Origin of the sequence: Bacillus sp. FSL H8-0545 (assembly GCF_038006105.1) — a bacterium.
Lineage (GTDB): Bacteria > Bacillota > Bacilli > Bacillales > Bacillaceae_G > Bacillus_A > Bacillus_A cereus_U.
In genome coordinates this window covers 4105982-4132827 of record NZ_JBBOUO010000001.1, presented here as the reverse complement: position 1 = coordinate 4132827, position 26846 = coordinate 4105982, and the positions used below count along the sequence as shown (strand labels likewise).

Here is a 26846-nt window from a genome sequence, read left to right as displayed (position 1 = left end):
TATATATGCGGAGACGTAATTATATGGTTAAAAAACAGAATATTAATTTAATTTCAGTTTATACTATGTTATAACTGTATTATAAGATAATAGATGTCGGAAGGTGGTATACCATATGTCATCAGAAGTACTCTTTTTTGGTGGTATCGCACTCTTTTACTTTCTTGTGATGATACCAATTCAATATTTATATTTACAAGGATTGCATGAAAAAAAGAAAAGAACAGGATTATCTCAACAAGAATTATACAAACAGATGTCTTTTGAAGAAGAACAATTACATTTTCACGTGCAAGGTAATCTCTTTAATATACCATCTGCGTTTGTTGCATATACGATTTTGAAAGTGAAGGGACGTAAAAAAGCATCACAATATTGATGCTTTTTTTACGTTGTTTTATAAGATTCGGCTTCTTTGACTGCTAATGGTAAAAAATGTTTATATTGGCGGAATCCATTAAATGTACTCGCGCTGCCAAGTAAAATAAACAAAACACCAACGATAATGCGTGCAGTTGAAAGTTCTAAAAAGAATTGGTTTATCCCAAAGAATAGGACGAATAAGCCGAGTGCCATTGCGGATTTTCCTGAGAGCCAACCTTTCTCCATTGGACGGTTTGTACGAAAGAATTTTGTTTTGTAGAAGAGGTACAACACAAATGAGATGATAATACAAAAGACGAATACTGGCATAATACACGCTCCCATCGATTGGTATAAAAATAACAATTTAGAAAAAAGAAAAATCTAAACTTTCTAATTTTTATTATAAAGCAATTGTTCGCATGTATGAAATGTTTTCCGTTATAATGGGGGATAAAGTGAAACTTTAATTAGTGTGGGGAGATCCCACGTACTAATTATTAGCCCTCACCAATCGGGCTTTTACGTGCATCCGGGCTCCAAATTAATTTTGCCCCATTGTTTTTAATACTTTTGAGGTGGGAGTCTTACTACACGTTAATGTGGGATAAAATGAAGAAGTTGAATAAAAAGGAGATTATACATATGCATGAGCAAATTTTAGGAGCAATTAAAGAGTTTGATACAATTATTATTCATCGTCATGTACGTCCGGATCCAGATGCGTTAGGTTCTCAGTGCGGACTTGGTACAATTCTGCAAGAATCGTTTCCAGAGAAAAATATTTATATGGTTGGGTACAACGAGCCTTCTTTATCGTTTTTACGAGTAATGGATGATATTGAAGATAGTGTATATGAAGATGCACTTGTTATCGTTTGTGATACAGCAAATCAAGAGCGTGTTTGTGATCAGCGTTATGCAAAAGGAAAGATGGTAATTAAAATTGATCATCATCCGAATGAAGACCCGTACGGAGATATTACGTGGGTGGATACGACAGCTAGTTCTACAAGTGAAATGATTTATGAGTTTTATTCTTATGGAAAAGATAAAGGATTAACGATTTCAAAAGAAGCAGCTCGCCTTATTTTAGCGGGTATTGTCGGTGATACAGGTCGTTTCTTATTCCCAAATACAACAGCGAAAACACTTCGTTACGTAAGTGAGCTTGTTGATATGGACGTGAAATTCACAGATTTATACAATGAAATGTATAAGACAAAAGAAAAGATTGCTCGTTTAAACGGTTATATTTTACAAAATTTCACGATGGTAGAAGAAGGCGCAGCATACATTAAATTAACGAAAGAGGTACTAGAAGAGTTTGATGTACTTTCTACTGAAGCATCTGGTGTTGTCGGGGCGCTTGGTAATATTGATGGATTAAAGGCATGGGTTCTATTTTTAGAGGAAGATGATGTTATTCGTGTTCGTCTTCGCTCAAAAGGACCAGTTATTAATAAATTAGCAATGCAATATAATGGCGGAGGACATCCGATGGCTTCTGGTGCAAAAGCATCTTCTTGGGAAGAAGCGGATCGCCTTTTTGCTGATTTACGTGAGCTGTGTAAATAAGAAGTTGTATGTTGAACGAAAGAGAAGGAGAGGCGCTGAGGCCCTCCTTTTTTTATTTTTCTTTCTCTATATCAATACTAATTTCAAGTACGGTATCAAAAGAGACTGTGTCTACTTTAAAGCGGTATATACGATCGTAATGTTTGTACGTTTTATTTTCGATGACTTTTTTGAGTAGGTCTTTATTTTTTGCGATGCTTTGAATGTTTTTCGTTAAAAGATGCTGGAGATCATTATGGATAGAAGTGGTCATGTTTTCAAGTGTAAGATTGTCTAAATCATATTTTTTTCGATTTATAATTTTTATTTTGATTTCTTGAATTGTTAAGAGTCGTTTATTTTCTGTGTTCAATTTCTCTTGGTCTTCGAGAAGGACGTGGAGTTTTGCTTCTTGTTTTTCGATGATTTCTTTTTGTTCTGCTATTTTACTAGCTTGTTCCTGCTGAAAAACACCGTATATGTACAAAAAAATAAACCAGCTCAAAATCCCTCCAACAGCAGCACCAGCTAAAACTAAATACCACCTTTTGGCTGTATTGGCACTCGGTACTCTCATACATGTTCCTGTGTAAGCCACTTAATAATAATAAGACCAGTTTGCATACCACCAGTTGCGAAAAAAATAAGGAGAATTTGTTTTACGATATCTTTCATATCTCCGCCAAAGAAGCTTCTTTCAAAGCTATAGAAGGTATCGAACGTTCCGCCAATTGCTGCAACGAGTGCCCAAATCCTTAAATTTTGAGCAAATTGACTAATATAAGTTAGAGCTGGTTTTCCGATGAGAAATGCACCAAATCCGCCAATTAATGAACCACCAAGTATAACTCCAAAAGCAATAAAGTAACTAATAATAAGCAGAGAGAAAAAAGTATGTTCTCTTACATCCATCGTCATTCCCCTTTCTTCTTCATATATATGGACAAAGTATGAGAAGTATGTTTTGATTTCCGCTTTCCTCATCACCTATAATAAAAGTAGTCAAATAGGTAAAGAGAGGGTACAACAGTGAAGTTTGTGCATTTACAATGTCAAACCGTTTTTAGTTTATTAAAAAGTGCTTGCAAAATTGATGAGCTTGTCATTCGGGCGAAAGAGCTTGGATTTTCATCGCTGGCCATTACAGATGAAAATGTTATGTATGGAGTTATTCCGTTTTATAAAGCATGCAAGAAAAATGGTATACAGCCTATTATCGGCTTAACAGCTTCTATTTTTAGTGAAGAAGAAGAAAGGTCTTATCCACTCGTCTTACTTGCTGAGAATGAACTAGGCTATCAAAATTTATTAAAGATTTCTAGCAGCATTATGACGAAGTCAAAAGAAGGTATTCCGAAGAAGTGGCTTGCTCATTATGCGAAAGGATTAATTGCAATTTCACCAGGGAAAGACGGAGAAATTGAACAGTTATTATTAGAAGACAAAGAGAGTCAGGCTGAAGAAGTAGCTCATACGTATCAAAATATGTTCAGCAATTTTTATATAAGTTTGCAGCATCATGCGATTCAAGATGAACTGCTTTTACAAGAAAAACTGCCTGAATTTATTAATAAGGTAAACGTTCCAGTCGTTGCAACAAATGATGTTCGCTATATTAATCAAAGTGACGCACTTGTTCATGAATGTTTATTATCTGTTGAAGGCGGAACGAAAATGACTGATCCAGATAGGCCGAGAATGAAAACGGATCAGTATTATTTAAAGTCATCGGATGAAATGGAAGCACTCTTTTCTCATGCTGAGGAAGCGGTTCAAAATACAATAACAATCGCGGAACGTTGCCAAGTAGAAATTCCTTTCCATGTAAATCAACTACCGAAGTTTCCTGTTCCATCTAACGAGACGAATGATACGTATTTGCGCCGTGTTTGTGAAGAAGGCTTAAGTAAACGATATGGTACGCCAAAAGAAGTGCATATACAGCGTTTGAATCATGAATTACATGTGATTTCTCGTATGGGATTTAGCGATTATTTCCTCATCGTATGGGACTTTATGAAATATGCACATGAAAATCGTATTTTAACTGGGCCAGGCCGTGGATCGGCAGCGGGTTCACTCGTTTCTTATGTATTGGAAATTACAGATATTGATCCAATTGAATATGACTTATTATTTGAGAGGTTTTTAAACCCTGAACGTGTGACACTTCCAGATATTGATATTGATTTTCCAGATATAAGACGTGATGAGATGATTCGATATGTGAAAGATAAATATGGTCAGCTTCGTGTCGCTCAAATTGTAACGTTCGGAACTCTTGCAGCGAAAGCCGCAATTAGAGACATTGCTCGTGTAATGGGGCTCCCGCCAAGAGATATCGACATATTCTCAAAACTTATCCCATCAAAGCTTGGTATAACGTTAAAAGATGCATATGAGGAATCGCAATCGCTCCGTGAGTTTATACAAGGGAATCTTTTGCATGAGCGTGTGTTTGAAATTGCAAAACGTGTAGAGGGATTACCGCGTCATACGTCTATTCATGCAGCTGGCGTTATAATGAGCCAAGAACCGTTAACGGGAAGTATAGCGATTCAAGAAGGGCATAACGATGTTTATGTTACGCAATATCCAGCTGATGCACTAGAAGAACTTGGCTTGCTCAAGATGGATTTTTTAGGCTTACGTAATTTAACGTTACTTGAAAATATTATAAAGTTTATTGTTAAAAAAACTGGGAAACAAATTGATATAAGAAATTTACCTCTTCAAGATGAAAAGACGTTTCAATTGTTAGGAAGAGGGGATACAACAGGTGTATTCCAGCTTGAATCAGGTGGTATGCGAAATGTACTTCGCGGGTTAAAACCGAATGAATTTGAAGACATAGTTGCTGTTAACTCTTTATACAGACCAGGACCGATGGAACAAATTCCAACCTTTATTGAATCGAAGCATGGGGAAAGACGAATTGAATATTTACATCAGGATTTAAAGCCCATTTTAGAACGAACATACGGCGTAATCGTATACCAAGAACAAATAATGCAAATCGCATCGAAGTTAGCTGGATTTTCGCTTGGAGAAGCGGATTTACTGCGCCGTGCTGTGAGTAAAAAGAATCGTGATATTTTAGATCAAGAACGCAAGCACTTTGTTCAAGGTTGTTTGGAAAACGGATACGATGAGACATCTTCAGAACAAATTTACGATTTAATTGTAAGATTTGCGAATTACGGTTTTAACCGAAGTCACGCTGTAGCTTACAGTATGATCGGATATCAGCTTGCATATTTAAAAGCGAATTATACGCTGGAATTTATGACTGCGTTATTATCAAGCGCAATTGGAAATGAAGATAAGATTGTGCAGTATGTACGAGAAACGAAGCGGAAAGGTTTTCACGTTTTACCGCCGTCTCTTCAGAGAAGTGGTTACAACTTCCAAATAGAAGGGAATGCGATTCGATATAGTTTACTTTCGATTCGGAATATCGGAATGGCTACCGTGACTGCGCTACTCGAAGAACGAGAGAAAAAAATGTTCGAAGATTTATTTGAGTTTTGTCTTCGTATGCCATCAAAATTTGTAACAGAGCGAAATTTAGAAGCGTTTGTCTGGTCTGGATGTTTTGACGATTTTGGTGTTTCGAGGACGACGTTATGGAAAAGTCTTAAAGGAGCGTTAGAGTATGCAAATCTTGCACGTGACTTTGATTTAGGGGATGCTGTTCCGAAATCAAAATATGTACAAGGAGAAGAGCTATCCTTTATTGAACAGTTAAATAAGGAGAAGGAAGCACTCGGTTTTTATTTATCTAGCTATCCGACAGCGCAGTATGCGGAGTTAGGAAAAGAATTAGAAATCCCATCTCTTGCTCAGGCGATGCGACATAAGAAAAAAGTACAAAGAGCAATCGTATATATAACAAGTGTGAAAGTTATTCGTACGAAAAAGTTGCAAAAGATGGCGTTTATTACATTCTGTGATCAAAATGATGAAATGGAAGCCGTCATTTTTCCAGAAACGTATATACATTTTTCACACAGGTTACAAGAAGGGGAAATTGTTTTAGTTGATGGTACGATTGAGCAAAGAAATCATAAGTTGCAATGGATCGTGAATGGACTATATCCGCTAGAAGAAATGGATGTTTATGAAGGAATGAAAGAAGCATCTGTTTACGTGAAATTGCCGTCTCAATATGAAAAAAAGCTTGTAAATCAAGTTACGAAAATATTGTTTGACTATTCAGGTTTTACGAAAGTACTAATTTATTATGAAAAGGAACATAAAATGGTACAATTATCTCGAAGTTTATCGATTCATCCAAGTGAAGAATGCTTAGGAGCACTTCGTGAAATTGTCGGGGACGAAAATGTCGTTGTGAAAATATAATGGACAATTTCCCTACACTTCGATTATTATAGTAGTAGTGTTCGTGGTCAGACCACTTGGAGAAGTTGATATCAGCCAGAATAATTTGAGGAGAGTGGATAGTTTGTCAACACTTCGTGAAGAAGCACTTCATATGCATAAAGTGCATCAAGGAAAATTAGAAACTGTATCAAAAGTAAAAGTAGAAAATGCAAAAGATTTAAGTCTTGCATATTCTCCAGGGGTTGCAGAGCCTTGTAAAGAAATTTATGACGATAAAAGTAAGGTATATGAATATACAATGAAGGGAAATATGGTAGCAGTTGTGACAGATGGAACGGCTGTACTTGGTCTTGGTAACATTGGACCTGAAGCATCTCTTCCAGTAATGGAAGGTAAAGCTGTATTATTCAAGAGCTTTGCTGGCGTAGATGCATTCCCGATTGCCTTAAATACAAACGATGTAGATAAAATTGTTGAAACTGTAAAATTAATGGAGCCAACTTTTGGCGGTGTAAACTTAGAAGATATCGCAGCACCAAACTGCTTCGTTATTGAAGAACGTTTGAAAAAAGAGACAAACATTCCGATATTCCATGATGATCAACACGGAACAGCTATCGTAACAGTAGCAGGTCTTGTGAACGCGCTGAAGTTAGTTGGAAAGAAAATGTCCGACATTAAAGTTGTCGCAAATGGTGCAGGTGCAGCAGGTATTGCAATCATTAAACTTTTATATCGCTATGGTGTACGTGACGTTATTATGTGTGACCGTAAAGGTGCAATCTATGAAGGTCGTCCTGTCGGTATGAATCCGGTGAAGGATGAAGTTGCAAAATATACAAATAAGAATCGTATCGAAGGTTCTTTAGCTGACGTTTTACAAGGTGCGGACGTATTCATTGGTGTATCTGCAGCAGGTGCATTAAATGAAGAGATGGTTCGTACAATGAATGACGATGCAATTATTTTTGCAATGGCGAATCCGGTTCCAGAAATTATGCCAGAATTGGCAAAAGCAGCGGGCGCAGCTGTTGTTGGAACAGGTCGTTCTGACTTCCCGAACCAAGTAAATAATGTACTAGCGTTCCCAGGTATTTTCCGCGGCGCACTTGATGTACATGCGACACAAATTAATGAAGAAATGAAGATGGCAGCTGTACAAGCCATTGCAGAGCTTGTATCAGAGGATGAGTTGAATGCAGACCATATCATTCCAGCGCCATTTGACGCGCGTGTAGCGCCTCAAGTAGCGGCTTACGTTGCGAAAGCAGCAATGGAGACAGGAGTAGCTCGCCGTCAAGTAGATCCAAATGAAGTCGCTGAGAAAACAAAACAATTAGCGCTGATTGGTAAAGAATAAGCGAGGAATTTCCATTGACATCATCAAATACAAAAGTATATCTCGAAATTGTAAAAAAAATCCGATCCATTATGGAAGAGGATTGTTTAGTAGCAGGGGATCGTTTGCCATCTGAGCGTGAGTTAAGTTCACGCTTAAATGTTGGACGTTCCTCTGTAAGAGAAGCATTACGTGCTTTAGAACTGGTAGGATTAATTGAAACGAGACGTGGTGAGGGGACGTTTATTCGAAACTTTTACGATAACGGTCTTGTACAATTAATTGCTCCGTTTCTACTGCAAGATGAGAAAACAATTCGTGATTTATTACAAACAAAACGATTGCTTGAGAAAGATATGATTCGACTTGTATGTAATTTACCGAAAGAAACGTTTTCTGAAGTACTAAGTAAATTACACCAAGTGCTTGAAGAAAATGAAAGCTCAATTCCGGTGCTTCATCAAACGTTCTTTAAAACACTTATTGAACAATTCGATAATTATTTACTCTATCGCATTTGGATGATCGTAAATGATTACGTTGCAACTCTTTCTTGTGAAGTTTCAGGAGATTCTATCGAAATCTATAGAAAGCTTTATGCTACTTTGGAAGTGAAACAAGAAAATGATGCGTTAAAAATTTACGATGAATTAGTAGAGAATATACAGTTTCACTCGTAATGTATAAAATTTGTCGAAATGACCATGACACGTTATGACAAACATTCTACCGCATAGCGGTTAAAGTTAAACGTAAAGAGAGAGGTTATTAGACAGATTGAGAAGATAAGGCTAACATCAAACATTGGTGTTAGCCCCATTTTCTTCTTACGCTAACCTTAGCTCTCAACGAAGGGGGTCAAATTGTGCTAAGAGATTTATTCGTGAAAAAGAAAAAGTACGCTGCAATACCTTCAGAACAAATACGAAAAGATGTACCAGATGGCGTTATGACAAAATGTCCGAAATGTAAAAAAATCATGTATACGAAAGAGCTTCTTAAAAATTTAAAAGTATGCGTGAATTGTGGATATCATCATCCGATGAATGCATGGGAACGCCTTGATAGTATATTGGACGAAGGTTCATTTCGTGAGTATGACAAAGAGATGGTTTCACTAAATCCACTTGAGTTTCCGGGATATGAAGAGAAACTAGAAAACGATCGTAAGAAGACTGAATTGTATGAAGCGGTTGTAACTGGTGAAGGAACAATTGATGACATGCTTGTTGTTGTTGCAGTAATGGATTCTCGTTTTCGAATGGGCAGCATGGGCTCTGTTGTAGGAGAAAAAATTGCTCGTGCGGTTGAAAAGGCATACGACTTACAGGTTCCATTTATTATCTTTACTGCGTCGGGTGGTGCCCGTATGCAAGAAGGGATATTAAGTTTAATGCAAATGGCGAAAACAAGCGTAGCTTTGAAAAAGCATAGTAATGCAGGAGGGTTATTTATTTCTGTTATGACTCACCCGACGACGGGCGGGGTTTCAGCGAGTTTCGCTTCACTTGGTGATTACAATCTTGCAGAGCCAGGTGCACTTATCGGATTTGCTGGTAGACGCGTAATTGAACAAACAGTGCGTGAGAAACTGCCAGAAGATTTCCAAACGGCAGAATTTTTACTAGAGCACGGTCAATTAGATGCGGTGGTGCATCGTGATGATATGAGAGAATCACTCCGTAAGATTTTAGAAGTTCATCAAGGAGGGGAAATGGCTGTATGGCAGAGCTAGAATTTGAGAAACCAGTTGTTGAGCTAAGAAATAAGATTCGTGAACTGAAAGACTATACGAAAAACAGCCAGATGGACTTCAGTGAGGAGATTCGTATTTTGGAAGACAAGCTAGAAAAACTAGAGGAAGATATATACGGCAATATGAAAGTATGGGACCGTGTTCAAATTGCTCGTCATGCAGAACGACCGACAACGCTCGATTATATTGAGCACTTATTTACTAATTTTTTTGAATGTCATGGAGATCGCCTATTTGGCGACGATGCAGCGATTGTCGGCGGCATTGCGAAATATAAGGGGATGCCTGTAACTGTAATTGGGCACCAACGCGGAAAAGATACGAAAGAAAATATTCGTCGTAATTTTGGGATGCCTCATCCAGAAGGATATCGAAAAGCACTGCGTCTAATGAAACAAGCGGAAAAGTTTAATCGTCCCATTATTTGTTTCATCGATACGAAGGGAGCTTATCCTGGTAAAGCAGCTGAAGAACGTGGACAAAGTGAAGCTATCGCTCGTAATTTATTTGAAATGGCGGGTTTAACTGTACCTGTTATTTGCATTGTTATCGGTGAAGGTGGTAGCGGTGGTGCGTTAGGTCTTGGAGTAGGAGATTACATTCATATGCTAGAAAATTCCACTTATTCTGTTATTACACCAGAGGGTGCGGCGGCGATTCTTTGGAAAGATGCTGGTAAAGCAAAAGAAGCTGCAGAAGCGATGAAAATTACAGCATTAGATTTGAAAGAATTAGGTGTAATTGATGAAATTATTCCAGAGGCAAAAGGCGGAGCGCATCGTAATGTTTTGAAACAATCAGAAAATATAGATTTAATGCTTAAGAAAACTTTTGAACAATTAAGCGGAATTTCGAAAGATGAATTAATCGAAAAACGTTATGAAAAATATATGAAAATTGGGCAAGTTTCGTTTTCAAACGCTTCCATTGGGATAAAATAAGAAAAGCGTGCGTTCCTCTTCGCGAATGCACGTTTTTATTATGAAAAGACACATCTTCTCCATTGTGTTTTTGTATTTTTTCGTGTTATTTTATTATAAGGCAAATAATCTTTATGAGGTGAGTACAAATGAAACGTATTGGTGTATTAACGAGTGGTGGAGATTCACCTGGTATGAATGCTGCCATTCGTGCAGTTGTTCGTAAAGCGATTTTCCATGATATTGAAGTATATGGTATTTACCATGGATACGCTGGTTTAATTTCTGGTCATATTGAAAAATTAGAACTTGGTTCTGTTGGCGATATTATCCACCGCGGTGGTACAAAATTATATACAGCAAGATGTCCTGAGTTTAAAGACCCAGAAGTACGACTAAAAGGAATCGAGCAATTAAAGAAACATGGTATTGAAGGACTTGTTGTTATTGGTGGAGATGGTTCTTACCAAGGCGCAAAAAAATTAACTGAGCAAGGATTCCCATGTGTAGGTGTACCAGGTACAATCGACAATGATATCCCTGGAACAGACTTCACAATTGGTTTCGATACAGCTTTAAATACTGTTATTGATGCAATTGATAAAATCCGTGATACAGCTACATCTCATGAACGTACATATGTTATCGAAGTAATGGGACGCCACGCTGGAGATATCGCATTATGGGCTGGTTTAGCTGATGGTGCAGAAACTATCTTAATTCCAGAAGAAAAGTATGACATGGAAGATGTTATCGCTCGTCTGAAACGAGGTAGTGAACGTGGCAAAAAGCACAGTATTATCGTTGTAGCTGAAGGTGTTGGAAGTGCAATTGACATCGGTAAGCACATTGAAGAAGCAACAAGCTTTGATACTCGTGTAACTGTATTAGGTCACGTGCAACGTGGTGGATCACCAAGTGCACAAGACCGTGTATTAGCTAGTCGTCTTGGCGCAAGAGCAGTTGAATTGTTAATTGCTGGTAATGGCGGACGTTGTGTTGGTATTCAAAATAATAAACTTGTTGATCATGACATTATCGAAGCGTTAGCTCAAAAGCATACAATCGATAAAGATATGTATCAATTATCTAAAGAATTATCTATCTAATCGGCTTAATGCCTTGTATTTGGGAACGGTTTCATAATTTTCGGAGGTGCAATATGCGTAAAACTAAAATTGTATGTACTATAGGTCCTGCTAGTGAAAGTATTGAGAAATTAGAGCAATTAATGGAAGCGGGTATGAACGTTGCTCGTTTAAACTTCTCTCATGGTAGCCATGAAGAGCATGGAGCTCGTATTAAAAATATTCGTGAAGCTTCAAAGAAAACTGGTAAAACAGTTGGTATCTTACTTGATACAAAAGGTCCAGAAATCCGTACACATGACTTCGTAGACGGACAAGCTGAGCTTGTAACAGGTGCAGAAGTAATTCTTTCTACTGAACAAGTATTAGGAACTGCAGAGAAGTTCTCTGTATCTTATGCTGGTCTTTATGATGATGTTGATCCAGGTTCTCGTATTCTAATCGATGACGGTCTTATCGAACTAGAAGTAATCGAGAAAGCTGACGGAGACATCCGTACAAAAGTATTAAACAGCGGAACTGTAAAAAATAAAAAAGGTGTTAACGTACCAAACGTAAGCATTAAGCTTCCTGGTATCACTGAAAAAGACGTACAAGATATCGTTTTCGGTATCGAGCAAAAAGTTGATTTCATCGCAGCATCTTTCGTACGTAAAGCATCTGACGTATTAGAAATTCGTGAATTATTAGAAGGGCATAACGCTCAATACATCCAAATCGTACCAAAAATCGAAAACCAAGAAGGTATCGACAACATCGATTCAATCTTAGAAGTTTCTGACGGTTTAATGGTTGCTCGTGGTGATATGGGTGTAGAAATTCCACCAGAAGAAGTACCATTAGTACAAAAACGTCTAATCAAAAAATGTAACGTATTAGGCAAACCAGTTATTACTGCAACACAAATGTTAGATTCTATGCAACGTAACCCACGTCCAACTCGTGCGGAAGCAAGTGACGTAGCAAACGCAATCTTTGATGGAACAGATGCAATCATGCTTTCAGGTGAAACTGCTGCGGGTCAATACCCTGTAGAAGCTGTAACAATGATGGCTAACATTGCGGTACGTGTTGAAAAATCATTACAATATGAAGATATGTTCAAAAAACGTATTAAAGAGTTCACTCCAACAATTACAGATGCAATTAGCCAATCTGTTGCGCACACAGCACTTGCTCTTGATGTAGCTGCAATCGTAGCTCCAACAGAAAGTGGACATACTGCGAAAATGATCTCTAAATACCGTCCGAAATCTCCAATCGTAGCTGTAACATCTGACGAGCAAGTAGGACGTCGTCTTGCACTTGTTTGGGGTGTTCAAGCATTTATGGCTGGAAAACGTGCAGCTTCTACTGACGAAATGTTAGATACAGCAATTCAAACAGGTATGGATGCGGGTCTAATCGGACTTGGAGATACTGTAGTAATCACTGCTGGTGTTCCAGTTGCTGAAACTGGTACAACAAACTTAATGAAAATCCACGTTGTTGGTGAAGAAGTTGCTAAAGGACAAGGAATCGGTCGTAAAGCTGCAAAAGGTAAAGTAGTTGTAGCGAAAACAGCTGCTGAAGCTGTAGCGAACGTAAACAAAGGTGATATCCTTGTTACAACAAGCACTGATAAAGATATGATTCCTGCAATTGAAAAAGCTGCAGCTCTAGTTGTAGAAGAAGGCGGTCTAACAAGCCATGCAGCTGTTGTAGGTGTATCAATCGGTATTCCTGTTATCGTTGGTGTAAACGGCGTAACAACAACTTTAAAAAGTGGCCAAGAAGTAACAGTTGATGCAGCGCGCGGAATTGTTTATAATGGACATGCGGAAGTGCTATAAGAAGTAATACGGAGAGAAGGATCGGAGTCCTTCTCTTTTTTTTTTACACAAAAAAGTATAGAGCTAGCTTTAAATGCCTGAAATCGCTTTGAAAAACGTTTATTATAATGTTTAGTGGAAGGGGGTTATTCGTCCTTTGTAAAGCTTGTATGAGTGTTTTAAGAGGCTCATAAGGGGTTTTGTAAGGTGGATGGTGGAAAGTGATGCTTTCACCTTTTGAATGAAATATGAAGGAGTGTGGAGCTGTGAAGTGGTTACTATTCTTACTTATTGTAATACCGGCGATCGAGATTGCGGTATTGATAGGATCGAGTCATGTAATAGGTTTATGGTCTACGTTCGCTATGATTGTATTTATGGGTATTGTTGGTGTATATTTGGCGAAACGACAAGGGTTTAAAGTGCTTAGAGAGATTCAATTTAGGTTAAATAGAGGAGAAATGCCCGGTGATACGGTTCTAGATGGTATTTTTATATTCGTAGGAGGTATTCTTTTAGTACTGCCTGGATATGTGACGGATATAATAGGTTTTATCTTTGTTGTTCCTGTAACGAGGGCTTTATTGAAGCCGGTTGTTATGAAGTGGATTGATTGGAAATTTAGAAAGAGAACTACTATTATTGTTCAGAAATAACGCGTAGATTATAGCGATCTACGCGTTATTTTTTTTGTTTGCTATTTATAGTCAATTGTTAGCTTCTTGTTGGGGGTGGATTATTGTTAGTTATTAAACGATAGGATACAGAGGGTTCTTGTGAATGAAAAGTGTTACATTAGGGTGATGTTCTTGCATGTAGTAAGATTCGACTAGTGAGCAGAAGTTAGATAGGAGAAGAAAAATTACTGATTAAAGGGTTCACCTGCCTTGCTTTGTATATTTATTCATTTACATAAAAAGTAATAAATGTAAGTAATAATTATAGAATAAATAGAATAAAAATGTATTTCCGGCCTGAAATATGCGTTTTTATGCAAAAAAATAAGAGAATTATCCTTTTTTAGGAAATCCCCTTTTAAATGTAGTAGTGCAAAAAGTACAGTGAATAATCAGTGGGAATTTCCCACTGATTACAGTTGATTTTTTGTTGTGTATGAGTTAGAAAACATTATTTTGATGGTGAGCCTTTAATGAATTTCCATAAATCGTGGAATACATGAGCTTTGTGTAATGTATTAAGTAGTACTAATATGACTGGACCGATGATTAATCCTAAAAAACCAAAGAGCTTAAAGCCGACAAATAGAGCGATGAGTGTCGCTAATGGATCGAGTCCAATATTAGATGAAAGTACTTTTGGCTCCATGATTTGTCTTTGGACAATCACGACGATGTATAGGATGAGAAGACCGATGGCGAATGCAGTATCACCTGTGAAAAATACGTATATAACCCAAGGAACGAAGACGGCTCCAGTTCCTAAATACGGGAGTAAATCTACAACCCCTGTAATAATCGCGATAGTAATTGCGTATGGCACGCGTAATATTAAAAGGCCGATTAGTACAATGATAGTTGTCATAGATACGAGTGTAAGTTGCGCTTTAACAAAACCAAACAAAGCTTTTCTTAAATCGACAAAAATAGTTTTTCCGTATCCGTGTACACGATTAGGTAGAAGTTTTCTTACTTTATGAGCAAGACGGTGCCAATCGTAACTAATGAAGAAGGTGGCTAATAAGACGAATACAAGGACAGTTAAAGTTGTTGGTAATGCACTAATGAAATTTGTTAATCCGCTTATAATGGCGGTTAAAAGTTCTTTCATTTGTGTCGTTGCTCCGGTGCCTAAGTTTTGAATGTTTTGTGTAATAGTGTATCGCTGTGGTTCTCCAAGATGATTAAATTTAGAAATTAAATCATCATAGAGAGGCATAATATGATTAAGTGCAAATTCTTGGGCGAATGCAACGATATCTGGAAACTTCACTGTGACAATTTGTAGTAAGTATGTTGTGGCAGATATTGCTTCAGTTACAAGGTATGTAACGAGTCCGACGATAGCTCCGAATACGAGAATTAAGCTAACGAGTACCGCTAATGCGCGAGGGAATTGTAGTTTTTGATTAAGGAAATTGACGACAGGATTAATCAAATAAGCGAATGCAAAAGCGATAATAAAAGGGTAGATCAGGCCTGACATGTGCAGCAATGCATAGAACCCAACTACCGTTGCTGCAATGACAAATATGAGTCGTAATATCATATATAGTAAGTTTCGGTTCAAAGATGTATACCTCCCATTCCAATTTGGATTATCCTAATTCGTTCAACTTATAACTAGTGAGATTCACTGATCAAAGTTGCACTTTATGTTATAGTGGAATGATGGATTTAGCCTGCTTTTGCAGCGGATTAATGACTACAGAAGCTTGTTGGTGACGCTTCTACTATATGGTAAAAACTTCATTTTCTCTCTTTTTTATTTTACCTGTTTCTTATTATAAAAGAAAGGAGAGACATCCGCTTTTAAATGTATATGCATGCTTTATTTTTTTCTGGTTAAAGTCTTGTTTGTAATTTTGGAATGTATATGAAAATCAATTTTTTTCTTTATTATAATTGTCAAATATGCATCGGTATAGCATGTATAACGATAGGTTTAAGGGTATTTTTGTTTGGAAACAAGTTCATTATTTTCAGAAAGGAAGTGCAATCATGATTAGTCAGTCAACGTTATTTTTATTCATACTACTTATTATAGGACTTATTGCTAAAAACCAATCGCTTACTGTAGCTGTTGGAGTGTTATTTTTATTGAAGTTTACGTTTTTAGGCGATAAAGTCTTTCCTTATTTACAAACGAAAGGAATTAACCTCGGTGTGACGGTTATTACAATTGCGGTGCTTGTCCCAATTGCGACGGGGGAAATAGGGTTTAAACAGCTTGGAGAAGCGGCGAAATCATACTATGCATGGATTGCTTTAGCTTCAGGAGTAGCGGTTGCTTTATTGGCGAAAGGTGGGGTGCAATTATTAACGACTGATCCTCATATTACAACCGCACTTGTTTTTGGGACAATTATAGCTGTAGCTTTATTTAATGGAGTTGCTGTAGGTCCGTTAATTGGGGCTGGAATTGCCTATGCAGTTATGAGTATTATACAAATGTTTAAATAAGGAATTTTATAGTAATATAAAAATTTTGAATTCTTCCTGTTCACAAAAGTCAGATAATTGTTTATAATAGGATTAGAAACTTTGAAAAGTTACATAACAGCAGAGACTTTACACCAGATAAAATAAAAACAACATAAAACAATTTTATAATGATATTGTTTTATGTTGTTTTTATCATAAACTCTTCGGAATTCATTTTCCTCACTAACTTGTTGTTCTGAGCGTGAGGATTCGGAGAGACATTCACGCTCATGCTTTCCCTGTAAGTAATGGACAATTAGAGGGGAACATCGCAACAAATTTGCATGAACGTGCATTTTGCTTGCCTAAAGAGTGAACGAGCGTTCATAATTTATAAGGGGAGCAAATAGATATAAGGAGCAAGGTTGGGAGAATTTTCAGGAAAAGGAGAGAATGTCATGACTGTTATTCGAGGTTTAGAAGGGGTAGTAGCAACAACATCATCTGTGAGCTCTATTATTGATGATACATTAACTTATGTTGGGTATAATATTGATGATTTAGCTGAGAATGCTACGTTCGAAGAAGTAGTGTACTTATTATGGCACCGCAAGCTTCCTAACGAAAAAGAACTAGCGGAATTTAGTGAAACTGTATCTGAATACTATAAAGTACCAGGTGAAATTTTAACATATTTGAAACAAGTAGATTTAAAAATCGCGCACCCGATGTCGGTTTTACGAACTGCGATTTCCATGCTATCATTATATGATGAGAGCGCTGAAATAATGGATGGAAAGTCTAATTATTTGAAAGCGGTTAAATTACAGGCTCAAGTCGGAACTTTAATTGCGGCTTATGCAAGAATTCGCAAAGGTTTAGATGTTGTTGAGCCAAGAAAAGATCTATCATTAGCTGCAAACTTCTTGTACATGTTAAATGATCGTGAGCCAAATGAAGTTGAAATTGAGGCTTTTGATAAGGCACTTGTACTTCATGCAGATCATGAGTTAAACGCTTCTACATTTACTGCACGTGTTTGCGTAGCTACACTTTCAGATGTGTATTCTGGTATTACAGCAGCAATCGGTGCATTAAAAGGTCCTCTTCACGGCGGGGCAAATGAAAATGTAATGAAGATGTTAACTGAAATTGGCGAAGAAGAAAATGTAGAATCATATATTCATAATGCTCTTCAAAATAAAGTGAAAATTATGGGATTTGGTCATCGCGTATATGAGCATGGTGATCCACGCGCGAAACACTTACGCGAAATGTCTAAGAGATTATGCGTGCTTTTAGGAGAAGACAAATGGTATAATATGTCTATCAAAATTGAAGACATTGTAACAAAAGAAAAAGGTCTTCCACCAAATGTTGATTTCTATTCAGCTTCTGTATACCATTGTTTAGGAGTTGACCATGACCTATTTACACCTATCTTTGCGATTAGCCGTATGTCAGGCTGGTTAGCTCATATTCTAGAACAATATGAAAACAACCGTTTAATCCGTCCGCGTGCTGATTATGATGGACCTACGCATCAAGTGTATGTTCCGATTGCGCAACGATAAGTGAAAAACACTATTTTGATAGTGAAAATACGCTTTCAAAAGTCTGATTTTTTCGGAAAGATATAATGATTAGAATATTTTAATTTGACTAACGGTTTGAACTGAGGGGTTATTCCCTCAGTTTCATACATATGAAATTTCAAACATGGGGGTTATCACATTGAAGACAGGTGAAAAAATTACTGTAACTAATGGTGTTATGAATGTACCAAACAATCCGATTATTCCATTTATCGAAGGAGATGGAATTGGTCCTGATATTTGGGCTGCAGCATCTCGCGTACTAGAAGCAGCAGTTGAGAAAGCATATGATGGTGAGAAGAAAATTGTTTGGAAAGAAGTGCTTGCAGGGGAAAAAGCATTCAACCAAACAGGCGAGTGGTTACCAGAAGAGACTTTAAATTTAATTCGTGAATATTTAATCGCAATTAAAGGTCCACTTACAACTCCAGTTGGCGGTGGTATTCGTTCTCTAAACGTTGCGCTTCGTCAAGAATTAGATTTATATGTATGTCTACGTCCAGTTCGTTACTTTGAAGGTGTTCCTTCACCTGTAAAACGTCCGGAAGATACTGATATGGTTATTTTCCGTGAAAATACAGAAGATATTTACGCTGGTATTGAATATGCACAAGGTTCTCCAGAAGCGGAAAAAGTTCTTGCATTCTTAAAAGAAGCAATGGGTGTTAATAAAATTCGTTTCCCAGAAACATCAGGGATTGGTATTAAACCAATTTCAGAGGAAGGGACAAAGCGTCTGGTTCGTGCTGCGATTCAATATGCAATTAACGAAAAACGCTCTTCTGTTACATTAGTTCATAAAGGAAACATTATGAAATTTACAGAAGGTGCTTTCAAAAACTGGGGTTACGAAGTAGCTGAACAAGAATTTGGCGACAAAGTATTTACTTGGGCTGAATATGATCGTATCGTTGAAAAAGATGGTAAAGATGCAGCGAATAAAGCGATGGCAGAAGCAGAATCTGCTGGGAAAATCATCGTAAAAGATTCTATTGCAGACATCTTCTTACAACAAATTTTAACTCGTCCACGTGAGTTCGATGTTGTTGCAACAATGAACTTAAACGGAGACTACATCTCGGATGCACTTGCTGCACAAGTAGGTGGAATTGGTATTGCACCTGGTGCAAACATTAACTATGTGACTGGACATGCTATCTTTGAAGCTACACATGGTACAGCTCCAAAATATGCAGGTTTAGATAAAGTAAATCCATCTTCTGTTCTTCTTTCTGGTGTATTATTATTAGAGCACTTAGGATGGAACGAAGCTGCGAATTTAGTAACTGATTCAGTTGAGAAAACAATTGAATCAAAAGTAGTAACTTATGATTTCGCACGCTTAATGGAAGGTGCAACAGAAGTGAAATGTTCTGAGTTCGCTAATGAACTTATTAAAAACATGGATGTAGCGATAATCAAAAACGCATAATTAAAGCGGGGGGTAAATTATGACAATCAAACGCAAGAAAGTTTCAGTCATCGGTGCAGGATTTACAGGAGCAACAACAGCATTCTTATTAGCACAAAAAGAACTTGCAGATGTTGTATTAGTGGACATTCCACAGCTGGAAAATCCAACAAAAGGGAAAGCGTTAGATATGTTAGAAGCGAGCCCAGTACAAGGTTTTGATGCTAACATTATTGGTACATCTGATTACGCAGATACTGCTGATTCTGACGTTGTCGTTATTACAGCAGGTATTGCGCGTAAGCCTGGTATGAGCCGTGATGACTTAGTAGCAACAAACTCTAAAATTATGAAAAGTATTACGCGCGACATTGCAAAACATTCACCAAATGCGATTATTGTTGTATTAACAAATCCAGTTGATGCAATGACATATTCTGTATTTAAAGAAGCAGGATTCCCGAAAGAGCGTGTTATCGGTCAATCGGGCGTATTAGATACAGCTCGTTTCCGTACATTCATTTCACAAGAATTAAACCTTTCTGTGAAAGACATTACAGGATTTGTTCTTGGTGGACATGGTGACGATATGGTTCCTCTTGTACGCTATTCCTATGCAGGTGGCATTCCGTTAGAAACATTAATTCCGAAAGAGCGTTTAGAGGCAATTGTAGAACGTACACGTAAAGGTGGCGGCGAGATTGTAGGTTTATTAGGAAACGGTAGTGCATATTACGCGCCAGCAGCTTCTTTAGTTGAAATGACAGAAGCAATCTTGAAAGATCAACGCCGTGTATTACCTGCTATTGCATACCTTGAAGGTGAGTATGGTTATAGTGACATTTATTTAGGGGTACCAGTAATTCTAGGTGGTAACGGAATTGAAAAAATTATTGAATTAGAACTTCTTGCAGATGAAAAAGAAGCGTTAGATCGCTCTGTCGAATCTGTACGTAACGTTATGAAAGTTCTTGTTTAATAATTAAATATAGTAGAAAAAGATTCGGGGCCCCGAATCTTTTTCTACTATATATTGAAATGTTTTTTTGAAATAATATGAAAACGCTATCATTAGGTGTATCCTATAATGAAACTATAGACTTATACTATACATTGCCCTCATCATAGTAAATTTCGGATAAGGTATCGCTTTTAGTAGGATAATAAGGTGAAAAAATCGGAGGGGGTTGTAACATGTTAAAGAAAAAAGTTCAAATTGGTCGTAAAATGGATGAAATTACAGTAGGAGAGAAATTATCTATCACTGAAAAAATTGAGGATAAAGATTTGTTATTGTATTTAGGGTTAACGAATGATGCCAATCCATTATATATTCAGCATGATTACGCATCCCAAACTCCGTATGAAAAGCCGATTGTCCCAAGCATTATGCTAACGGGGCTGATTACAACGGCGGTTACGAAATATTTACCAGGTCCAGGTAGTCATATTACTAGGAAGGACCTTACGTTCGTGAAACATGTTCACCATTACGAAACGTTACAAATCCACTTTGAAGTTGTGGCTGTTTCAGAGGAGGAACATACAATTGATATGCTTGTATTTGCTCATGATGAAAAAGGAGAAGCTGTTGTAAAAGGTTCATTAACAGTAACACCACCTTTTAAATCTGTTTCCATTATGGAAAAAGCATTAGATAATTTTTAAAAAATGAAAGTTAGAATGATATAAAAGTAGCGCTAGTCATATTCTTATTAAGGGTATGCTAGCGCTACTTTTTGTTTGGAAAGGGTGATATAACTTTGAAATGGGAAAGGGAAGACATTATTTTTGAAACGATAAGAGAAGCTGAAGTGTGGGCCGATTCAATCGCGAATGAAATGTACGGGAAAGTATTTGATGGATATGAAACACCAGATTATAAAATAGCGTATGCTCTTTCGTTTTTCCTAGCGCAAAATCGAGAGTTTATAGTTCATACGGAAAAAGAGTTTAAAAAAGATAGATTCATCTATAAAGTTTGGATAGCGACCGGATAGAGGGAATGAAGTTACGATTGCTTTTATTTTCCGAAACTCTAGTACAAACGAGCTCCATGAATAGACAATTATATTGAGGGAGACCTTGTTTTCTAGTATGATGAGAATAACGGGGAAAATACTAGGATGAAGAAGGTTTCAAGTCTATAACTTGGAGGAAAAGAATGAACAATCGTATTTTAGTAGTTGATGATGAGGAATTTATCTTAACTTTAATTGAATTTAATTTACAACAAGCTGGTTTTGAAGTTATAACAGCGATGGATGGAGAGATGGCGCTTCAAAAAGCGACAACAGAACGTCCGGATTTAATTATATTAGATTTAATGCTTCCGAAAATGGATGGTATGGAAGTTTGTAAAGAATTACGATTGCAGCGTGTTATGACGCCGATTTTAATGCTAACAGCAAAAGATGATGAATTTGATAAGGTACTGGGTCTTGAGCTTGGGGCTGATGATTATATGACGAAGCCGTTTAGCCCAAGGGAAGTTGTTGCTCGTGTGAAAGCGATTTTGCGCCGCACGAAATTACAGCAAGAAGAAAAAGTTTCGGAAACGCCAGATGAAGATAGTATCATAATTGCAGAGCTTAAAATTTTACCGGAGTTTTATGAAGCGTACTTCCAAGGTAGGAAACTGGAACTAACACCGAAAGAATTTGAGTTACTTGTTTATCTTGCAAAAAATAAAAGTCGTGTATTAACTCGTGACCAATTATTGAGTGCTGTATGGAATTATGATTTTGCCGGTGATACAAGAATTGTTGATGTCCATATTAGCCATTTGCGCGATAAAATTGAACAAAATACGAAAAAACCGACGTACATTAAAACGATACGTGGTTTAGGTTATAAATTAGAGGAGCCAAAAGGGGATGAATAAATTTCGTTCCAGGCTTCTTTTTACTTTTGTTTCTCTTATCGTTTTTATTTTAGTTGGACTAGGTGTATTATTAGAAACCGTATTTGAAAATTACTATATAGATCATGCTAAAGAAAGAATGGTAAAAGAGACAAGGTATGTTGCTGTATTAGCAGAGGAGCAAGGGTTTGATTCTGTTTTAAAAAAGCCGTATGTATTTGAAAAGTTAGAAGAACAAATACCAGCTTCTATTATATTTGTGGATGAAAAAAAGAAAGTTCAATATAGCGGAGGGAAACAATCTGCATTTAATCAAGAGATGATTAAAGGACTTTCTTCTGAAGCGGGAAAACAAAAAAATAAAGTCATTACGAAAGAAACAGATCAAAAGAATGAATTTTATCATGCTGTGTTCGTCCAGGATGTAGAAGGGAAACAAGGATACATTTTGGTGAAAAGTACAATTGATACTTTGAGGGACGTTCACCAAAAAACGTGGGGATTATTAATTATCGGATTTGTCATTGCTTGTCTCGTAGTTGTATTCCTAGGTGCCAAAATTACAGGACAATATATTAGGCCGATTGAATCAGTTACGAAAGTTGCGATTGAATTAGCGAAGGGTAATTATAAAGCGCGTGCATATGAAAGTCATTCGGATGAAACAGGAATGCTGAGTAAAGCAATTAATATTTTAGCTCGTAATTTACAAGAGATGACACTCGAACAAGAAATGCAACAAGATCGTTTGCACACATTAATTGAAAATATGGGAAGCGGAATGATTTTAATTGATAGCCGTGGTTATATAAACCTTGTAAACCGTTCTTATAAGGAGACTTTCCACGTAACAGATGAAGAATATTTAGACCGTTTATATTATGAATCGTTTCACCATACGGAAATTATTGAGCTTGTGGAAGAAATTTTTATGACAGAAGTGAAAGTGCGTAAACAAATGTTATTGCCGCTAGGTATTGAGCGCAAGCATTTCGAAGTATACGGAGCGCCAATTATTGGGACAAACCATGAGTGGAAAGGGATTGTTCTCGTATTCCATGACATTACAGAGTTAAAGAAATTAGAACAAATGAGAAAAGACTTTTTAGCGAATGTTTCTCATGAATTGAAGACACCGATTACTTCTATTAAAGGTTTTTCAGAAACACTCTTGGACGGAGCGATGGATAATAAAAAATTCTGCGAACATTTCTTGCATATCATTTTAAAAGAAAGTGAGCGTATGCAAGGATTAATTGAAGATTTATTAGATTTGTCAAAAATCGAGCAGCAAGGGTTTAGATTAAATATGGGTACGGTTGATATGAAGGGGCTTCTTGAAGACATTCACATGGTGCTTGATAATAAAGCGGGTGAAAAAGAAATCTCTTTACAAGTGAATGTATTGAAACGAGTTTCCGTTATTGGAGATCCGAGCCGCTTAAAACAAATCTTTATTAATTTAATTAATAATGCAATCGTATATACGCCGGCTGGAGGCGTTGTTTCAGTTGAATTATTAGAGGATAAATATAATGCGTATATAAAAGTGTCGGATACTGGAATTGGTATTAGTAAAGAAGAAATCCCTCGTATATTTGAACGTTTTTATCGAGTTGATAAAGCGAGAAGTAGAAATACGGGTGGAACGGGTCTTGGTTTATCAATTGTAAAGCATTTAGTTGAAGCACATCAAGGTACGATTACAGTGGATAGTGAGGTTGGAGAAGGTACAACATTTACAGTTGTTTTACCAAAATCAGCTACTGAAAAATAGGATGAAGGATATTTACAATATATTAACAATGGCTTAATTAAATATTAATAAAGCTCTGTTAATATAATATATGAAAACCCCTTCATCCAAGGAGTAATTTTGGACGAGAGTAGTTATGCTATTCTCGTCACTTCCCTTTTATGCCAATGTAAGTCTGTTTATATATGATAGAAAAAAACCGTTATTTTTCTTCTCTCTATTAGTCATGTTAATATAGAGAGAGGATAGGAACGGTTTTTTTTCTGTGGGAAAATCGTTTCAAATTTGTATGGGGAGGTTTGTAGTTTGGAAAAAAAAGTCGTATTAGTAGATGGTAATAATATCGCGTATCGTGCTTTCTTTGCACTACCGCTTTTAAATAACGACAAAGGTATACATACGAACGCAATTTATGGTTTTACGATGATGTTAATGAGAATATTAGAGGAAGAAAAACCGACGCACATGCTTGTGGCGTTTGATGCGGGGAAAACAACGTTCCGTCATAAAACGTATAGTGATTATAAGGGAGGGCGTCAAAAGACGCCACCTGAACTATCAGAGCAATTCCCATTTATTCGCGAAGTACTTGATGCATTTAATGTTCCGCGCTATGAATTAGAAAACTATGAAGCGGATGACATTATGGGGACTTTAGCGAAAGAAGCGAGTGAGCAAGGGTTTCATGTGAAAGTTATTTCAGGAGATAAAGACTTACTGCAACTTGTTTCAGATAATACACTCGTATGTATTCCTCGCAAAGGGATTACAGAAGTAGATGAATATACGAAAGAAGCTTTATTTGAGAAATATAGCTTATCACCAAAGCAAATTATCGATATGAAAGGTTTAATGGGAGACCAATCAGATAACATTCCAGGTGTACCAGGTGTTGGTGAGAAGACAGCCATTAAATTATTAACGCAATTTGAAACGGTAGAAGCAGTATATGAAAACTTAGATCAAGTGAGTGGAAAGAAATTAAAAGAAAAGTTAGAAGCGAATAAAGAACAAGCCCTTATGAGTAAAGAACTTGCGACTATTATTACAGACGCACCGATTACTGTGCATGTAGATGATATGGCATATAAAGGGTATGAACCAAGCGATTTGATTCCAATGTTCGAGAATTTAGGATTTACATCCCTTTTAAATAAATTAGGTGTTACGCCGGAGGAAACGGCTCCAGCTGAATTAGATGATATTACATTTGATATTGTAGAAGAAGTTACAGAAGAAATGCTTCAGCAAGATAGTGCGCTTATTGTTGAAGTGCAAGAAGATAACTATCATAAAGCCGATATTCAAGGTTTTGGTATTCAAAATGAAAATGGTTGTTACTTCATTCCGGCCGATGTTGCTCTTAAATCAGATGCTTTTAAAGAGTGGCTTGCAAATGGAGAAATGAGAAAACATACATTTGATGCGAAGCGTGCTATCGTTGCCCTAAAGTGGAAAGGTGTAGATATTCAAGGGATTGACTTTGATTTATTAATTGCCGCTTATTTACTTGATCCAGCTGATACCGATAAAGATTTCCGTGCTGTTGCGAAAATGAAAGAAACACATGCGGTAAAATCTGACGAAGAAGTTTACGGGAAAGGTGCGAAACGTGCTGTTCCTGAGCAAGAGGTAGTAGCTGAGCATGTCGCTCGTAAAGTGCATGTATTATTCGATGTGAAGCAAACATTCGTAGAAGAATTAGAAAAGAATGAGCAATATGAACTATTTACAGAGTTAGAATTACCTCTTGCTCGTGTATTAGCTGACATGGAAGTGAAAGGTGTTACAGTTGATACGAATCGTCTTCGTAATATGGGAGAAGAGCTTGCGGGTAGATTAAAGGAAATGGAACAAGAGATTTATGAGCTTGCAGGAACGGAATTTAATATTAATTCACCGAAGCAGCTTGGGGTTATTCTGTTTGAAAACTTAAATTTACCTGTTATTAAAAAGACGAAAACAGGTTATTCTACATCTGCTGATGTACTAGACAAGCTTATGGATCATCATGCAATCATTCCGAAGATTTTACACTACCGTCAATTAGGGAAACTAAACTCTACATATATTGAAGGGTTACTAAAAGTTGTACATGACGATTCATCTAAAATTCATACTCGCTTTAACCAAGTGTTAACGCAAACAGGACGACTAAGTTCAACGGAACCAAACTTGCAAAATATCCCGATTCGCTTAGAAGAGGGAAGGAAGATTCGTCAGGCGTTTATTCCTTCAGAAGAAGGATGGATTATGTACGCGGCCGATTATTCACAAATTGAACTTCGTGTGCTTGCTCACATTGCAAAAGATGAAGGTTTAGTTGAAGCGTTCCAACATGACATGGATATTCATACGAAAACAGCTATGGATGTATTCGGTGTTGGAAAAGATGAAGTGACATCTAATATGAGACGACAAGCAAAAGCTGTAAACTTCGGCATTGTATACGGTATTAGTGATTACGGCCTTTCACAAAACTTAGGAATCACGAGAAAAGCGGCAGGGGAATTTATTGAAAGGTATTTAGAAAGCTTCCCTGGAGTACAAGAATATATGGCTGACATTGTAAAAGATGCGAAGCAAAAAGGATATGTTTCAACGTTATTAAATCGCCGTCGTTACATTCCGGAAATTACGAGCCGTAACTTTAATTTACGTAGCTTTGCAGAGCGTACAGCAATGAATACACCAATTCAAGGTAGTGCGGCGGATATTATTAAAAAGGCTATGATTATTATGGCGGATCGCTTAGAAGAAGAAGGCCTACAAGCTCGCTTACTTCTGCAAGTACACGATGAATTGATCTTTGAAGCGCCAAAAGAAGAAGTGGAAAAATTAGAGAAGCTTGTACCTGAAGTAATGGAGCATGCAATTGAACTAGCAGTTCCGTTAAAAGTTGATTATTCTTACGGTCCAACTTGGTACGACGCGAAATAAGG

Annotated in this window: 23 protein-coding genes; 19 read left to right on the top strand and 4 right to left on the bottom strand. The window is 37.0% G+C overall.

Annotated elements, in window-relative coordinates; translation table 11 throughout:
- Nucleotides 1-115 precede the first annotated feature (115 nt).
- Nucleotides 116-379, top strand: coding sequence for a DUF3949 domain-containing protein (locus MHI07_RS21620; protein ID WP_002112213.1), 264 nt, complete (start codon nt 116-118; stop codon nt 377-379).
- 8 nt (nt 380-387) lie between these two features.
- Here MHI07_RS21620 and MHI07_RS21615 read toward each other — a convergent pair whose 3' ends face one another.
- Nucleotides 388-693: a YtpI family protein gene (locus MHI07_RS21615; RefSeq protein ID WP_002088950.1), complete on the bottom strand. Its 306-nt coding sequence runs from the start codon at nt 691-693 to the stop codon at nt 388-390.
- Nucleotides 694-1008: 315 nt separating this feature from the next.
- Here MHI07_RS21615 and MHI07_RS21610 point away from each other — a divergent pair, with 315 nt between their 5' ends.
- Nucleotides 1009-1941, top strand: coding sequence for a DHH family phosphoesterase (locus MHI07_RS21610; protein WP_340826196.1), 933 nt, complete (start codon nt 1009-1011; stop codon nt 1939-1941).
- A gap of 52 nt (nt 1942-1993) precedes the next feature.
- Here MHI07_RS21610 and ytrI read toward each other — a convergent pair whose 3' ends face one another.
- A complete protein-coding gene (gene ytrI / locus MHI07_RS21605) occupies nt 1994-2497 on the bottom strand; it encodes a sporulation membrane protein YtrI (RefSeq protein WP_002112211.1) in 504 nt (167 codons plus the stop codon).
- On the bottom strand, nt 2494-2907 hold the full coding sequence (locus MHI07_RS21600; protein ID WP_078172708.1) for a YtrH family sporulation protein: 414 nt from the start codon (nt 2905-2907) through the stop codon (nt 2494-2496). The genes ytrI and MHI07_RS21600 overlap by 4 nt, the downstream gene beginning before the upstream one ends.
- Nucleotides 2908-2949: 42 nt before the next feature.
- Between MHI07_RS21600 and dnaE the strand changes: the two genes are divergently transcribed.
- The 8 genes from dnaE to MHI07_RS21560 all read left to right on the top strand — a co-directional run bounded on the left by dnaE (nt 2950) and on the right by MHI07_RS21560 (nt 13834).
- Nucleotides 2950-6282 (top strand): DNA polymerase III subunit alpha, encoded by a 3333-nt coding sequence (gene dnaE / locus MHI07_RS21595; RefSeq protein WP_340826191.1) that lies wholly within the window; start codon nt 2950-2952, stop codon nt 6280-6282.
- 133 nt (nt 6283-6415) lie between these two features.
- Nucleotides 6416-7624 (top strand): NAD(P)-dependent malic enzyme, encoded by a 1209-nt coding sequence (locus tag MHI07_RS21590; protein ID WP_179117546.1) that lies wholly within the window; start codon nt 6416-6418, stop codon nt 7622-7624.
- Between the two features lie 14 nt (nt 7625-7638).
- A complete protein-coding gene (locus MHI07_RS21585) occupies nt 7639-8283 on the top strand; it encodes a FadR/GntR family transcriptional regulator (protein WP_002160255.1) in 645 nt (214 codons plus the stop codon).
- Between the two features lie 185 nt (nt 8284-8468).
- Nucleotides 8469-9338 (top strand): acetyl-CoA carboxylase, carboxyltransferase subunit beta, encoded by an 870-nt coding sequence (gene accD / locus MHI07_RS21580; RefSeq protein ID WP_002160256.1) that lies wholly within the window; start codon nt 8469-8471, stop codon nt 9336-9338.
- Nucleotides 9326-10300 (top strand): acetyl-CoA carboxylase carboxyl transferase subunit alpha, encoded by a 975-nt coding sequence (gene accA, locus MHI07_RS21575; protein ID WP_000818787.1) that lies wholly within the window; start codon nt 9326-9328, stop codon nt 10298-10300. Before accD ends, accA begins: the two co-directional genes overlap by 13 nt.
- Before the next feature lie 128 nt (nt 10301-10428).
- Nucleotides 10429-11388, top strand: a complete 960-nt coding sequence (gene pfkA, locus MHI07_RS21570; RefSeq protein ID WP_002034288.1) for a 6-phosphofructokinase — start codon at nt 10429-10431, stop codon at nt 11386-11388.
- 53 nt (nt 11389-11441) lie between these two features.
- Nucleotides 11442-13199: a pyruvate kinase gene (pyk, locus tag MHI07_RS21565; RefSeq protein ID WP_002160257.1), complete on the top strand. Its 1758-nt coding sequence runs from the start codon at nt 11442-11444 to the stop codon at nt 13197-13199.
- Between the two features lie 245 nt (nt 13200-13444).
- Nucleotides 13445-13834, top strand: a complete 390-nt coding sequence (locus MHI07_RS21560) for an FxsA family protein (protein ID WP_340826185.1) — start codon at nt 13445-13447, stop codon at nt 13832-13834.
- Nucleotides 13835-14306: 472 nt separating this feature from the next.
- Here the strand turns inward: MHI07_RS21560 and ytvI are convergent, their stop codons facing one another.
- Nucleotides 14307-15425, bottom strand: a complete 1119-nt coding sequence (gene ytvI / locus MHI07_RS21555) for a sporulation integral membrane protein YtvI (RefSeq protein WP_002160259.1) — start codon at nt 15423-15425, stop codon at nt 14307-14309.
- Between the two features lie 431 nt (nt 15426-15856).
- Between ytvI and MHI07_RS21550 the strand changes: the two genes are divergently transcribed.
- The 9 genes from MHI07_RS21550 to polA all read left to right on the top strand — a co-directional run bounded on the left by MHI07_RS21550 (nt 15857) and on the right by polA (nt 26844).
- On the top strand, nt 15857-16318 hold the full coding sequence (locus MHI07_RS21550; protein ID WP_002112200.1) for a DUF441 domain-containing protein: 462 nt from the start codon (nt 15857-15859) through the stop codon (nt 16316-16318).
- 386 nt (nt 16319-16704) lie between these two features.
- Nucleotides 16705-17853, top strand: coding sequence for a citrate synthase (citZ, locus tag MHI07_RS21545; RefSeq protein ID WP_002112199.1), 1149 nt, complete (start codon nt 16705-16707; stop codon nt 17851-17853).
- A 160-nt stretch (nt 17854-18013) separates the two neighbouring features.
- Complete coding sequence (gene icd, locus MHI07_RS21540; RefSeq protein ID WP_215579807.1) at nt 18014-19306, top strand: NADP-dependent isocitrate dehydrogenase; 1293 nt, start codon at nt 18014-18016, stop codon at nt 19304-19306.
- Between the two features lie 19 nt (nt 19307-19325).
- Entirely contained in the window at nt 19326-20264 is a 939-nt protein-coding gene (gene mdh / locus MHI07_RS21535; protein ID WP_002160261.1) for a malate dehydrogenase, read from the top strand.
- 215 nt (nt 20265-20479) lie between these two features.
- Nucleotides 20480-20953, top strand: coding sequence for a MaoC family dehydratase (locus MHI07_RS21530; RefSeq protein ID WP_340826174.1), 474 nt, complete (start codon nt 20480-20482; stop codon nt 20951-20953).
- Between the two features lie 95 nt (nt 20954-21048).
- Nucleotides 21049-21285 (top strand): hypothetical protein, encoded by a 237-nt coding sequence (locus MHI07_RS21525; RefSeq protein ID WP_002034283.1) that lies wholly within the window; start codon nt 21049-21051, stop codon nt 21283-21285.
- A gap of 164 nt (nt 21286-21449) precedes the next feature.
- On the top strand, nt 21450-22169 hold the full coding sequence (gene phoP / locus MHI07_RS21520) for a two-component system response regulator PhoP (protein WP_002112195.1): 720 nt from the start codon (nt 21450-21452) through the stop codon (nt 22167-22169).
- A complete protein-coding gene (gene phoR / locus MHI07_RS21515; protein ID WP_340826171.1) occupies nt 22162-23925 on the top strand; it encodes a sensory box histidine kinase PhoR in 1764 nt (587 codons plus the stop codon). Before phoP ends, phoR begins: the two co-directional genes overlap by 8 nt.
- A 285-nt stretch (nt 23926-24210) precedes the next feature.
- The gene (polA, locus tag MHI07_RS21510) at nt 24211-26844 is read left to right on the top strand and encodes a DNA polymerase I (RefSeq protein ID WP_340826170.1); all 2634 of its coding nucleotides are present in this window, start codon (nt 24211-24213) and stop codon (nt 26842-26844) included.
- Nucleotides 26845-26846 lie beyond the last annotated feature (2 nt).

Coding starts and splice junctions, on each gene's coding strand:
- MHI07_RS21620 (WP_002112213.1), top strand. CDS start 116: ATGTCATCAGAAGTACTCTTTTTTGGTGGTATCGCACTCTTTTACTTT.
- MHI07_RS21615 (WP_002088950.1), bottom strand. CDS start 693: ATGCCAGTATTCGTCTTTTGTATTATCATCTCATTTGTGTTGTACCTC.
- MHI07_RS21610 (WP_340826196.1), top strand. CDS start 1,009: ATGCATGAGCAAATTTTAGGAGCAATTAAAGAGTTTGATACAATTATT.
- ytrI (WP_002112211.1), bottom strand. CDS start 2,497: ATGAGAGTACCGAGTGCCAATACAGCCAAAAGGTGGTATTTAGTTTTA.
- MHI07_RS21590 (WP_179117546.1), top strand. CDS start 6,416: ATGCATAAAGTGCATCAAGGAAAATTAGAAACTGTATCAAAAGTAAAA.
- accA (WP_000818787.1), top strand. CDS start 9,326: ATGGCAGAGCTAGAATTTGAGAAACCAGTTGTTGAGCTAAGAAATAAG.
- pfkA (WP_002034288.1), top strand. CDS start 10,429: ATGAAACGTATTGGTGTATTAACGAGTGGTGGAGATTCACCTGGTATG.
- pyk (WP_002160257.1), top strand. CDS start 11,442: ATGCGTAAAACTAAAATTGTATGTACTATAGGTCCTGCTAGTGAAAGT.
- MHI07_RS21550 (WP_002112200.1), top strand. CDS start 15,857: ATGATTAGTCAGTCAACGTTATTTTTATTCATACTACTTATTATAGGA.
- mdh (WP_002160261.1), top strand. CDS start 19,326: ATGACAATCAAACGCAAGAAAGTTTCAGTCATCGGTGCAGGATTTACA.
- MHI07_RS21530 (WP_340826174.1), top strand. CDS start 20,480: ATGTTAAAGAAAAAAGTTCAAATTGGTCGTAAAATGGATGAAATTACA.
- phoP (WP_002112195.1), top strand. CDS start 21,450: ATGAACAATCGTATTTTAGTAGTTGATGATGAGGAATTTATCTTAACT.
- phoR (WP_340826171.1), top strand. CDS start 22,162: ATGAATAAATTTCGTTCCAGGCTTCTTTTTACTTTTGTTTCTCTTATC.